9 protein-coding genes are annotated in these 12,856 nt (G+C 69.2%); 4 read left to right on the forward strand and 5 right to left on the reverse strand.

Features of this window, described 5'->3' with window-relative positions:
• The 5 genes from ON39_RS41990 to ON39_RS42010 form a co-directional block, all read right to left on the reverse strand.
• A partial coding sequence (locus ON39_RS41990; RefSeq protein ID WP_218006203.1) for an ATP-grasp domain-containing protein occupies window positions 1–683 on the reverse strand: 683 nt, incomplete at its 3' end.
• Window positions 670–1,788 (reverse strand): pyridoxal phosphate-dependent aminotransferase, encoded by a 1,119-nt coding sequence (locus tag ON39_RS41995; protein WP_040742620.1) that lies wholly within the window; start codon window positions 1,786–1,788, stop codon window positions 670–672. The genes ON39_RS41995 and ON39_RS41990, both read right to left, overlap by 14 nt.
• The gene (locus ON39_RS42000) at window positions 1,781–2,761 is read right to left on the reverse strand and encodes an arginase family protein (protein WP_040742622.1); all 981 of its coding nucleotides are present in this window, start codon (window positions 2,759–2,761) and stop codon (window positions 1,781–1,783) included. Before ON39_RS42000 ends, ON39_RS41995 begins: the two co-directional genes overlap by 8 nt.
• Window positions 2,754–3,767: a methyltransferase domain-containing protein gene (locus ON39_RS42005; RefSeq protein ID WP_157195629.1), complete on the reverse strand. Its 1,014-nt coding sequence runs from the start codon at window positions 3,765–3,767 to the stop codon at window positions 2,754–2,756. Before ON39_RS42005 ends, ON39_RS42000 begins: the two co-directional genes overlap by 8 nt.
• A gap of 36 nt (window positions 3,768–3,803) precedes the next feature.
• Window positions 3,804–5,030, reverse strand: coding sequence for a 4-hydroxyphenylacetate 3-hydroxylase N-terminal domain-containing protein (locus ON39_RS42010; RefSeq protein WP_040742624.1), 1,227 nt, complete (start codon window positions 5,028–5,030; stop codon window positions 3,804–3,806).
• A 595-nt stretch (window positions 5,031–5,625) separates the two neighbouring features.
• Here ON39_RS42010 and ON39_RS42015 point away from each other — a divergent pair.
• Genes ON39_RS42015 through ON39_RS42030 form a run of 4 tightly spaced genes read left to right on the forward strand, consistent with a single transcriptional unit; the run spans window position 5,626 to window position 12,833 of the window.
• Complete coding sequence (locus ON39_RS42015) at window positions 5,626–10,521, forward strand: type I polyketide synthase (protein ID WP_169335966.1); 4,896 nt, start codon at window positions 5,626–5,628, stop codon at window positions 10,519–10,521.
• Window positions 10,518–11,360, forward strand: a complete 843-nt coding sequence (locus tag ON39_RS42020; RefSeq protein ID WP_040742626.1) for a 3-hydroxyacyl-CoA dehydrogenase family protein — start codon at window positions 10,518–10,520, stop codon at window positions 11,358–11,360. The genes ON39_RS42015 and ON39_RS42020 overlap by 4 nt, the downstream gene beginning before the upstream one ends.
• A 52-nt stretch (window positions 11,361–11,412) precedes the next feature.
• Window positions 11,413–11,679, forward strand: coding sequence for an acyl carrier protein (locus ON39_RS42025; RefSeq protein WP_040742627.1), 267 nt, complete (start codon window positions 11,413–11,415; stop codon window positions 11,677–11,679).
• A complete protein-coding gene (locus tag ON39_RS42030; protein ID WP_040742629.1) occupies window positions 11,679–12,833 on the forward strand; it encodes an acyl-CoA dehydrogenase family protein in 1,155 nt (384 codons plus the stop codon). The genes ON39_RS42025 and ON39_RS42030 overlap by 1 nt, the downstream gene beginning before the upstream one ends.
• The last annotated feature ends 23 nt before the right edge of the window (window positions 12,834–12,856 follow it).

Below are 12,856 nucleotides of genomic sequence, written 5' to 3' on the forward strand. Positions count from 1 at the left end.
CCCGAGCCGCCACCCTTGGTCAGGTCGAGCAGCGAGCGGATGTACAACCCCGAGAACAGATGCGTCACCGTGCCGTTCGTGACCAGCACCTCCGAATGATATTGCGGCCCTTCGAGCAGCCGCTCGACCAGTTCGTCGTCGAGCGCGCCGAGATCGACGCTCGCGAACCGCTCGGTCCGGATGCCGCGGAGGTTGGCCTCCGCGGCCGGCTTGACGATGACGAGCTCGTCGTCGGCGAAACCGGTGCAGCCCCCGGCCTTTTCGACGGCGCCGCCCGAGACGATCAGCGTCTCCGGCACCGGGATGCCCGCCGCCTCCAGCGTCCGGCGCATGACCCCCTTGTGCCGGTAGTTCTCCAGGGAGCCCGCGGGAATCGGGGAGCGCAGCCCGGCGTCGCCGCACAGCCGCGCGGCGGTGCCGAGCAGATACTCGTCGTTGGTGACGATCGCGGTGGCGCCGTCCGGAATCAGCGATCGCCACTCCTCGACGGGGGCGATCCGGGCGTCGCCGACCCCGGCCGCCGCGTCGTCGCCCTCGCGGACCAGCGGAACCTCGCCGGTGCGCAGGATCCGTAGTTCGGCGCCCGCCGCCGCGACGGCCGCGCCGAACTCGGCCAGTCCGGCCGCGCCGAGCGACTGCTTCGCCTGGAGCAGGACCACCGTCGCGCGCTCACCTGATGACAACACGCCTCCACGCCTCGAGGTGCTGGTCGACGCGCCGGCAGCCGGTGACGACGGCTTCCGGATCGCGCGCCAGCGAGATACGGATCAGATCGGTGCCGAGTTTCGGCTGCGCCCAGTAGAACAGCTCGCCGGGCAGCACGTGCACGCCGACCTCGCCGAGTTCGGCGTAGAGCGCGCCGGCCTCGACGCCGTCCGGCAGCCGGAACGTGTCGACCGAGATCCTGGACTCAGGATAGGCGGGCGCGAGGTTGATGTGCTCGCGTGCCAGGGTCCGATTGCTCTGGATGCCGCCGCGCAGCCGGTCGTAGCCGCCGTGCCTGCCGTCCTCGGCGAACAGCTCGACGACCCGCAGGATGAACGGCGAGGCCGAGAGCATGTGATCGGAGTACATCCGCGCCAGCGGAAGCGGGTTGCCCGCATTCCAATTCAGGAAGCCGGTCTTCAATTCCTGTAGGGGCCAGAGCTTTCCGGTGTCCTCGATGATCGCCCAGTCGAGCTCGTAGCGGCCGAGCACGGCGTACATGTCGTACTGGGCGCGCAGATCCTGGGCGCGGAAGCACGAGTCGATGACCAGCACGGTGCCGCGCTCGGCGCAGGCGGCGGCGAGCTCGTGCAGGCGATCCGCGCCGATCACGGTGCCGGTCGGGTTGTTCGGCGAGACGGTGAACAGCACGCCGTGCGCCGGGACAACCTCCGCGAGCGAGCCCGTGGCCAGCTCGTCCTCGGCGACGGAGCGGATCGTCAGGCCGTGCCCGGCGAGCAGGTCGTGCAGGTTGTCGAAGGTCGGCTCGACCATGACCACCTCGCGGCCCGCGAGCCGAATCGCCTTGCCGATCATGTCGATCGCGGTCGAGGAGGAGTAGCAGCTGCGGAACTCGACGTCCTCGGCCAGCGCGGCGTGCTGCCCGATCGAGGACAGGAACGCCGAGCGCGCGGCGCGCTCCACCACGTCGACCGGCACCTTCCTGGTCTCGGCGAAGATGTCCGAGAAGGCGGCGACGATCTCGGATTGACTGTCCGACAGCGACATTCGCGGATGCCCATCGGAGAGGTTCACGCCGTCGATCAGCGCCTTGACCTCGAGGTCGGTGATGTTGTCAGGCATGCATACGACCATTCTGTTGCGTCGTGGTCCGCCGGGCCGCGGCGGCGAGGGTCATGATTTCGAAGATCACCGCGACGCCGAGGTGGGCGGTGATGTCGGCGGTGTCGTACGGCGGCGAGATCTCGACCAGCGAGACGGTGCGAATGTTCGGCAGCGCCAGCTCGCGCAGCAGCCGCAGCGCGAAGGCCGAGGAGGGGCCGCCGACCTCGGGCGTTCCGGTGCCGGGGGCGCACGACGGGTCGACGAAGTCGATGTCGAAGGTCAGCGCGACCGGGTTCGACCCGACCTTGTCCCGCACGATCCGGCCGAGTTCGCGGCAGCCGAGTTCCAGCGCGTCGTCGCTGTGGATCACGGTGAAGCCCAGGCCGTCGTCGGCCAAATCCTCGCGCGGCACGCTGCCGCGCATGCCGATCTGGATGCTCGTCGTCGGGTCGATGAGCCCCTCCTCGGCGGCGCGGCGGTACACCGTGCCGTGGAAGTGCTTCATGCCGAAGTAGTTGTCGAGCACGTCCCGGTGCGCGTCCAGCTGCACGAGCGAGAGCGGCCCGTGTTTCCTTGCCGCCGCGCGCAATTCGGCGATGGCCAGGCTGTGATCGCCGCCGACCAGGATGGGCAGCGCCCCGATGTCGTGCACCGCGTCGACGCCGCGCTCGATCAGCTCGAGCGTCTCGAGATGGTAGCCGGGCACGATGTGCACGTCGCCGCCGTCGACGACGGTGAGCAGATCGGTGATGACCAGGCCGCGCTCCCTGCTGCCGAGGCGGCCCAGCGTGCTGGCCGAGCGCACCGCCTCGGGGCCGAAGCGCGCCCCGCTGCGGTAGCCCGTCGCGCCGTCGATCGGCACCCCGAGGATGACGGCGTCCACCCCGTCCGCGGCGGTCAGCTCCCGGATCGGCCGGTACGGCAGCCGGAAGAAGGTGCGCGGGCCGGAGCTCAGCCGGGAGACGGCCTGGCTGTCGGTGTAGTCAGTCATCTCGATTTTCCTTGGACCGCAACAGCATTGCGGTCACGATGCCGGTCTCGTCGAGGCCGGGGGTGTCCACGTCCTGCACCACCACCTCGAGCCCCTCGCTCTCGTAGAGCTTCGTCCAGTACTCCTTGGTCTCGAGCCGCTGGTCGGTGAACGGGTGCAGCAGGAAGTAGTGGTTGTAGTAGTTCGTGCGATGCGGGTCGCGCATGCGCTCCTCGTCGTCCCAGCAGTAATCGATATCGATCACCAGCAGTTCGATGCCGGGGTTGGTGTCGAACAGGGAACGCAGGAATTTGCGGACGCCGTCCTCGCCGTCCTGGCCGAGGATCTCGTGGATGACGAAGCTGATGATGCCGAAGTCGTAGTGCGAGTCGGTCTGCTCGAGGTGACCGATCGCGTCGGCGTTGACGATGTCGATGCGGTCGGCGTGCTGGGATCCGGCGACGAACTCCACCGCGGCCGCCGCGCCCTCGGGACTCGGCTCGATTCCGGTGAGCCGCATCTCCGGGTATTTCTCGGCCAGCGTGGTGAGGAAGATTCCGCTGCCGCAGCCGAGGTCGATGCCGCTGCGGTAGGTTTTACCGCGCTGATCGAGCACGCGATACATCAGCGGGATCGCGTCGTGCACGCTGATCTCGCAGCTGCCGACGCCGACCATGCGGCCGTCGCGCGGCACCGCGGCGGGGGAGGCGAAGCCGGCGCCGATATCGAGGAAGGTCCGGCCGTAGCCGCCGATCATCATCTGATACCAGCCGCGGGCTTCCCAGATTTGCACGAGTTTGTCGGTGGCCCGATCGTTGTCGATATAGCCCGCCGTGCGTAAGAACAGCCGCAGAGCCTCGACGCGTTCGGGGGTGGTGACTACCGATTCCAGCGCCTTGCGGGCCGAGACCTCGTTCACCACGATCTGCTCGACGACGCCGTGCTCGAGCAGGTTGTACAGCACCGCCGACTGCACGTATCCGCTGAACGGTTCCAGCGCTTCGATCAGGCGATTCCGTGTAAGCATGTCGTTCATACCTCTCTTGCGGGATATTTCCGCCTGTCAGCCAGCGGCGAGCCGATCGGGGTCACCGACGAAAGCCAGCTCGTATTTGTTCTGCCGATATCCGTACGCTCCCGAGGAAAGGTTGGTGAACAATGTCCAGTCGGAGAGCTGCGGCGCGGCGGGAATGAGTCCGTGCTCGGTTGTTCGGCCCGGCTTCGGGCAGATCAGATCCAGCCCGGCGATCTGCGAGAGCAGCGTCGTCGCGCCCTCGATGCGCTCGGTGAAGTTGCCGATGCCTTGCAGCAGCAGGGTGCGGTCGGCGGCCCAGAAACCGTAGCGTTCGTCGAAGGTCGCCGATTCGAGCGCGGCCTGGAAGTCCCGTTCGGTGCTGGCGGCGAAACGGCGGAGCTTCGCCAGCACCACCGCGGGTTCCTTGACCGAGGTCGGCCCGCCGTCGAGCACCCGCTGGGCCAGCGCGTGATACATCTCGGCCTTGGCCGCCATGCGGGCGAGCGCCTGCACCCACGCCGGATGCGTCATGCCGGTCCGCGCCCGCAGCGTATTGCACTGCTCGATCGAGCCGTCGATGAAGACGCGGGAGTTCGGCACGAAGGCGTGATCGAGTTCGATGATCGCGTCCTGTTCGTCGAGCGCGTCGATCGAGTGGTCCGGAATTTCGTGCGCGCCACGGAAACCCGCCCTCGAATGCACGGTCACGCCGTCGCTGTCGGGTTCGATCGCGACGCACAGCGCGGTGCAGTCCTCCGCGGCCGAGAGCATGCGGTAGGGGTAGATCAACAGCACGTCGGAGTACAGCGCCAGCGTGGCCAGCTGTTTGAACCCGCTCAGGTAGATGCCGTCGGCGTCGCGGGCGACGACCTTCAGCAGATGGTCCTCGGAGATGCGGCCGCGCTCGGAGATATCGGAGATCGCGTGCGTGAGGATCCGATTATCGGCGCGGCATTCCCGATGGAATTCCCGGATCGGCTCGGCGCCGTCGCCGAAATGGTCCGCGTTGGCGGCCCAGGCCGAGACGATGCCGGCCAGGAAATCGGGGCTCCGGCCGAGCAGGCCGCCGCTGTGCGCGGCGAATCGGCGTAATTGACCGGCGTACTCCAGGAATTTCTCTGCCGTGGTGGGCGGCGTCCAGATGCAGTCCCAGAACAATTTCAGATCGGGATTGGTGCGCAGGCCGTCCAGTGTCTTCGCGAAGGGCGTGCTCGCCCGCTCCGCGAAGGTGACCACGGTATTCCCGGCCGAGGAGCTGATCTGCTGAGTTTCCAATGGATATCCTTAGTCCGGCGACCCGTTGTCCTGAAATTCGGCGAGGCTCGGTAATTGTTCGGCTACCCTTCGCTGAAATTCGGGCAATGGACTATCCTGATCAATATGTATAATTCGTGACACTCCGGCTGTAACGGCTGGACGACATGAAGCCCGCCCCGATCTCAAGATAGCCGACTTACCGGTGCGTAACCCGTTCGACTATCTGTGACCCTCATCACATCTTACCATTCTGTGATCAATGGTCGATCGGTCTTCCGTGTTTATGTCGACAACAGTGTGCAGGCACGGGTTGTAAACCCCCCGATCGGGGGGATTCGTTTGCGGCGATAGCCCCCTTATTGGGGGGTTGTGTAATATGAGTAAACGACGAAAATGTACTCCGAGCTGGGCGGGGGACGGCACTCGGTCACAAACGAGCGCATTCATAATTGTGGTCGACTGCAGTATGCTGGAAATGCGTTGCGAGGTGGGTGTGTCGGTGCTAGATTCGGGGCCACCAGGGGCTCAGCTATCCCTGACGGGGTGGATGGTAAAAGCGCTGTGCGAATTCGAACATTCTGGCCATGACGCCGATGTCTGAAGGGCGGTATTGGTGGATACGAATCCGGAGGGGCCCGGCTCTATCGATCGGTCGGCGATCGAGGAGTGGGTGGCGGCGAAGATAAGCCAGATCATCGGAGTGGATCCGGCGGCGATCGATCGAACGACCACCTTTGCCGCCTACGGTTTGACCTCCGCCGACGCGGTCGGGCTGTCCGGTGAACTGGAGGAGTGGCTCGACCGCAGTCTCCCCGAGACCCTGCTCTACGAGCATCCGACCGTGGAGTTGCTGAGCGCGGCACTCGTGGGCCCGCCCGCCGATTCCGGCCGTGCCGCACCGCAATTCGACGCCGCCGCGGCGCCGGGTGCCACCGCGGCGCTCGATGCGAGCACGCCGGCCGCCCCCGACGATCAGACGATAGTCATCGCGGGCCTGGCGTGCCGATTCCCCGGCGGCGCGAACACGCCGCAATTGTTCTGGCGAAACCTGGCGGACGGCATCGACACGGCGACCGACGTGCCACCCCAAAGATGGGACGCGCAGCGGTATTTCGACCCCGACCCCTACTCGCCCGAGACCACGTACACCACGAAGGGCGCGTTCGTCGACGACCTCGCCGGCTTCGACGCCCAGTTCTTCGGCATCTCCCCCCGCGAGGCGCTGCGGATGGACCCGCAGCAGCGCATGCTGCTCGAGACGGTGTGGGCCGCGTTCGAGGACGCCGCCATTCCGGCCGATCAGATCCGCGGCAGTCGCACCGGGGTTTTCGTCGGCATGATGGCCGACAGCCGCTACGCCGGGGTCCTGGTGGACCACGGCGGCCACGCGGAGCTGGACGACCCGTACCTCGGGCTCGGCAGCGCGTCCAGCGTCGCCGCGGGCCGGCTGTCCTACCTGCTCGATCTGCGCGGGCCGAGTCTCGTCGTCGACACGGCCTGCTCGTCCTCGCTGGTCGCACTGCATTTGGCCGTCAACAGCATTCGCAACGGCGAGTGCGACCGCGCGGTCGTCGCCGGCGTCAGCGCCATCGTGCACCCCGACACCTACCAGCAGGCCTGCAAGATGCGAATGCTCGCCGCCGACGGCCGCTGCAAGACCTTCGACGCGGCGGCCGACGGATTCCTGCTCGGCGAGGGCTGCGGCGCGGTCGTCGTCGAACGGCTCACCGACGCCGTAGCCCGGCGGCACCAAGTGCTGGCAGTGGTGCACGGCACCGCGGTGAACCAGGACGGCACCAGCAACGGCCTGACCGCGCCGAACCGGGCCGCGCAGGTCGCGGTCGTCCGGGAGGCGCAGCAGCGCGCGGGTATCGGCCCCGACGACATCGACTACGTCGAGGCGCACGGCTCGGGCACCCAGCTCGGCGACGCCATCGAGATCGCCGCGCTCACCGAAGCTTTCGGCGAGGCGCGCGCCGAGACCCGGCCGCTGTACGTGGGCGCGGTCAAGACCAATATCGGGCATCTCACCGGCGCGGCAGGCATGGCCGGGCTCGTCAAAACCGTGCTCGCGCTGAACCGCCGCACGATTCCGCGCAATCTGCATCTGCGGCAACCGAATCCAGCCATCGACTGGGCCGCGAGCCCGGTTCGCCTGCCGCACGAGAACATTCCGTGGCCGCTCGACGAGTCGCGCACGCCCACCGCCGGTGTCAGCTCGTTCGGCTGGTCGGGCACCAACGCCCACGTCATCGTGTCCGCCCCGCCGCGCGACGCGCAGGAGCGGCGCGCCGACGACGAGAACCGTTGGCACATCTTGCCGCTGTCCGGTCGCTCGCCCGAGACGGTGACCGCCACCGCGCACGCGATCGCCGAGCATCTGCGCGCCCATCCGCGCCTCGCCCCCTCGGCCGTCGCGGCCACCCTGCAGACCGGGCGATCCACCATGCCGGTCCGCGCGGCCGTGCCGTTCCGGACCCTGCTCGACGCCGCCGAGGCGCTCGACGAGGTCGGCCGCCGGATCCCGGTGACCACCGCGCCGCGCGGCCGACGCCCCGACGTGCGATTCGTCTTGCCCGGCACCGGCGATCAGTTCCCCGGCATGGGACGCGACCTCTACCGCGCGCACCCGGAGTTCCGCGCCGCGATCGACCGCTGCGCCGAGATCGCGGCCGACGCCCTCGGCATGGACCTGCGCACCGCGCTGTACCCGGCGGCGGCGCCCGCGGCGTCGGACCCCTTCGCGGCGCTGCGCCGCGACGCCACCGCCGGGGCCGGCGAGCTCGTGAGCCGAATCGACCTGGCGCACGCGGTGGTCTTCACGCTGAACTACGCCGCGGCCCGGCTGTGGCGCGGCTACGGCATCGAGCCGAACGGCCTGCTCGGCTACAGCCTCGGCGAGTACTCCGCGGCCTGCCTGGCCGGGGTGTTCGACGTCGAGGTCGCGCTCCCGCTCGTCGTGCGGCGCGCCCAGCTCGTCGCGGCGGCCGAGGCCGGCGCCATGCTCACCGTCGCGGCCACCGAGGCCCGGGTCGCCGAGTATCTCGGCCCCGACCTGTCCTGCGCCGCGATCAACAGCCCGACCACCGTGGTCGTCGCCGGGACCGAGGCCGCCGTCGCCGCACTCGAGCAGCGCCTCACCGCCGACGAGATCGCCGCTCGACGGGTGCCGACGACCCGCGCGATGCACTCGCCGCTGCTGGATCCGCTGCGGGAGAAGTTCCTCGAACTGTTCGCCGGGCTCGAACTGCGGGCGCCGCGAATTCCGTTCGTGTCCAACCTGACCGGCACGTGGATCACCGACGAGCAGGCGCGCGACCCGCAGTACTGGGCGGACCACATGTGCTCGACGGTCGCGTTCGCCGACGGCGTCGACGCGCTCGCGGGCTCGCACGGGTGCGTGGTGCTCGACCTCGGCGCCGGCCAGCTGGGCAGCCTCGTCAGCCAGAACCTGGCGCACACCGGTGGTGTCGCCGCGCTGCCGACGTTGCGCGGTTCCGCGACACGCGATCCGGACGAGAAGATCGTGGCCCGCACGCTCGGCCGGCTGTGGGCCGGCGGGGTGGCGGTGGACTGGGCGCCCGTCGGGTCGGCCGACACCACCATCTCGCTGCCGGCGTACTCCTTTCAGCACCAGCAGTTCTGGCCCGAGGCCGGTAAACCGGCCGGTGTCAAGGCGACCCGCGTCGTGGCCGAGGCCACGGAGCTGTACGAGCCGCACTGGGCCGCGGTGCCCGCCGCGATCGACTCCACCGATCGCCGCGGCCCCTACCTCGTCTTCACCGACCCGGGCACCCGCAGCGCCGATCTGGCGGGTCACCTGGTGAAGGCGCTCGACGGCGCCGAGGTGGTAACCGTCGCTCCCGGTACGGATTTCGGGACGTGCCCGGCGGGCGGATACCGCATCCGCCCCGGCCGGCCCGCCGACTACGAGCGTCTGGTCTCGGCCCTCGCCGAACGGAATCTGTTGCCGCGCACGGTAGTTCACCTGTGGTCGGTGCACGGCTCGACGGCGGATCCGGCGACCGCCGACCTGGTCGCCGCGCACCGGCGGCTCGGGTACGACAGCCTGATGGCGCTGGCCGGGCCGCTGGGCCGGCACTGCGTCGACGGCTGCCGGATCCTGGTCGTCACCGATCACGCGCAGGCGGTCGAACCCGAGGACGAGCTGTTCCCCGGCAAGACCACCGTCGCGGGCCCCGCGCTGACCATCGGGCAGGAGTACCCGGGCCTCGCGGTCCGCACCCTCGACGTGGTCACCCCGGTGGACGACGAGGACGTCTCCTGGGACGACCTCACCGAAGCCGTTGTCGCCGAGCTGAACTGGCCGGGCACGGACGTCGCGATCGCCCGTCGCGGCCGGCGCAGACTGGTGAAGCGTTTCCGCCCACTAACGGTGGACGCGCCCGCCCCCTACGTGCGTGACGGCGGCGTCTACGTGATCACCGGGGGCACAGGGAATATCGGCCTCGAGGTGGCCGCTCATCTGGCCGCCGCGGCGAACGGCGTCAAACTCGCCCTCCTGGCCAGGACACCCCTGCCGGATCCGGACGACGCGGACGCGCTCGCGCGGGCCGACGAGACGACGCGCGCCAAGGCCGCCGCGGTGCGCGAGCTGACCCGCACCGGAGCGGAGGTGCTCGTACTGCCGTGCGACATCGGCGACGACGAAGCCGCCGCCAGGGCGTTCGCCAAGGCGCGCAACGCCTTCGGCCCGATCGACGGCGTGGTCCACGCCGCGGGCGTGCTCTCGCCCGACGCGTTCACCACCATCGAGGCGACGACGCCGGAGATCAGCGCGGCCCACTTCCGGGCCAAGATCGACGGCACCATCGCCCTCGCCGACGCCCTGCGCGGGGAGCGCCCCGACTTCGTGGTCCTGCTGTCGTCGATGTCGGCGGTCCTCGGCGGCATCGGATTCGCCGCCTACGCGGCCGCCAACGCCTTCCAGGACCAGTTTGTCACGCTGCCGGGGCTGCCCGGTCGGTCCGCCTGGCGATCGGCGTGCTGGGACACCTGGCGGGCCACCGTCCGGCACGGCGAAAAGCCCGGCGTAGCAGAGTCATTGGGCAAGTACTCGTTCTCCGCCGCGGACGCGCTCGCGGCGCTGGACCGGCTGGTCGCGGGCGGCCCGCGCCGCGCGGTCGTCTCCGCGGGTCTGCTGTCCGAGCGCATCGGGGCGTGGGTCGGCGGTGGTGATCCGCTGAGCGAGACACCGGGCGCGGCAACGGATTCCAGCGCGACGCCGCCCGGCCGGACGGTCGAGGAGTATCGGCGCAGGCTCACGGAGCTGTGGTGCGACGCGCTCGGCGTCGACCGGGTCGGCCCGCACGAGAACTTCTTCGAGTCCGGCGGCAACTCGCTCGTCGGCCTGCAACTGATCAACGCGATCAAGAAGCAGTTCCGGGTGACCGTCGCGACCGTCGCGCTGTTCGAGGCCCCGACGATCGCCGATATGGCCGACTACCTGCTCACCGCGACCGCGGACGAAAGGAACTCACCCGCATGAAACTCCTCGGCGTCGTCGGGGCCGGTGTGATGGGCACCGGTCTCGCGCAAGCGCTTGCCGCGCACGGGTTCTCGGTCGTGCTCGTGGACCGGTCGCGGGCGCAGCTCGAGCGCGCGGAGAGCGAGGTCGTTCGCTACGCGCGCACCGGGCGGCTGTTCGGCCACGACACTGAGAAGTACGGCGACATGACCAAACGGGTCAGCTATACCACCGAGCTCGGCGAGCTCGGCGCGGCGGAGTTCGTGATCGAGAACATCACCGAGAACTGGGCGCTCAAGGCCGAGATCTATCCGGAGCTCGACCGCGTCTGCCCCGGCGAGACCATCTTCGCGGCCAACACCTCCTGCATCCCGATCACCAAGATCGGCGGGGTCACCGGCCGCCCGGATCGGGTGCTCGGCATGCACTTCATGAACCCGGTGCCGATGAAGTCCACCGTCGAGGTGATCCGCGGCTGGCACACCTCCGAGACCACCATCGCGACCGCGTTGCAACTGCTCGCCGACCTGGACAAGCGGGGCATCGTCGTCAACGACATGCCGGGCTTCGTCTCCAACCGGGTGCTGATGCTCATGGTCAACGAGGCGATCTTCCTGCTCCAGGACGGCGTGGCGACGGCGGCCGAGGTCGACGACATCTTCCGGTCCTGCTTCGGGCACGCGTCGGGACCGCTGGAGACCGCCGACCTCATCGGGCTCGACACCATCCTGTACAGCATCGAGGGACTCCAGGAGTTCTACGGAGACAGCAAGTATCGGCCGTGCCCCTTGCTGAAGAAGATGGTGGACGCCGGGCTGCACGGCCGCAAGTCCGGTCAGGGCTTCTTCTCCTACTCATGAGAGTCCGCCCGCACCACCGCACCCCTTCCCCGCGACCGACAGGACGGTAGTTATGTTCTCCGATGCCCGTGCCGAGCTCCACGAATTCGTCGCCAAGCGATTCCCCGACGGGCTGCTCGACGACGATCGCGACATCTTCGAAAGTGGCTTCGTCAACTCGCTTTTCGCGATGGAACTGGTGATGTTCATCGAGCAGAACCTCGGCGACCGGATCCCCAACGACGAGCTGATGCTCGACAACTTCCGCACCGTTGACGTGATGACCGAGCTGGTCGGCCGGCTCAGCGCCCGAAATGGGCGCAGTACCGAGGTGGCGTGATGGCGGTGCGGGCCGAGGCCGCCTTCGACGCGTGGTCGCGGGAGCGGATCGGCGCGTTCGTCGACGAGGTGCTCGCGCCGCGGGCGGCCGAGTTCGATCGGGCGGCCCGGATCGACACGAGCATCGTCGGCGAGTTCGCCGCGCGCGGGTTATGGGGCGCGGTGCTGCCCGCGGCCGAGGGCGGCACCGGCGCGGGCATGACCGCGCTCGCGCGCACGCACGAGGAGATCGGTCGCGGCTGCTCGTCCATGCGCAGCCTGCTGACCGTGCACTCGATGGCGCTCTACGCGCTGGACCGCTGGGGGACCGACGCCGCGAAGAGCAGGTGGCGGGCCGACATGGTGGCCGGCGCCGCGCTCGGCGCGTTCTGCCTGACCGAGGAGGAGGCGGGCAGCGACTTCGCCGCGCTGCAAGCCTCCGCCCGGCGCGACGGCGACGAATGGATTCTGCACGGGCACAAGCTCTGGGTCACCGGCGGCCAGCTCGCCGATGTGCTGCTCGTCTTCGCGCGCACGGAGGTCGGCCCCGCGGTGTTCCTGGTCGACGCCGCGAGTCCGGGCATCCGGCGGACACCGGTCACGTCGATCACCGGGACGCGCGGCAGCCAGGTCGCCGAGATCGTCTTCGAGGACTGCCGGGTCGGCGCCGACGCGATCATCGGGCCCGCGGGCATGGGGCTGGCCATCGCCACCGGGGTCCTCGACATCGGCCGGTTCAGCGTCGCCGCCGGGTGCGTCGGCATTCTCCAGGCCTGTCTGAATGCCTGTGTGCGCCACGCCAACTCGCGTCAGCAGGGCGGGTCCCTGCTGCGCGAACACCAACTCGTGCAGCAGATGATCTCCACCATCGCGACCAACACCAGGGCGGCCAGGCTGCTGGTCTGGCAGGCCGCGCAGCTCAAGGACGCGGGCAGCCCGGACACCATCATGGCGACGTGCGTGGCCAAACAGTTCGCCGCCACCGCCGCGGTGGCCGCGGCCAACGACGCCGTGCAGCTGCACGGCGCGCGCGGCTGCAGCGACGACTACCCCGTCGGCCGGTACCTGCGCGACGCCAAGGTCATGGAGATCATCGAGGGCAGCACGCAGCTGCAACACGTCCTCATCGCCGCCGACGCGTGCCGCAATCAGGCGCGCGTCGTCGACGTCGATTGATTCGCACCAGGCCAGGAGAATCC

The organism is Nocardia tenerifensis NBRC 101015 (assembly GCF_000308715.1).
In the GTDB taxonomy this organism is placed as follows: Bacteria; Actinomycetota; Actinomycetes; order Mycobacteriales; family Mycobacteriaceae; genus Nocardia; species Nocardia tenerifensis.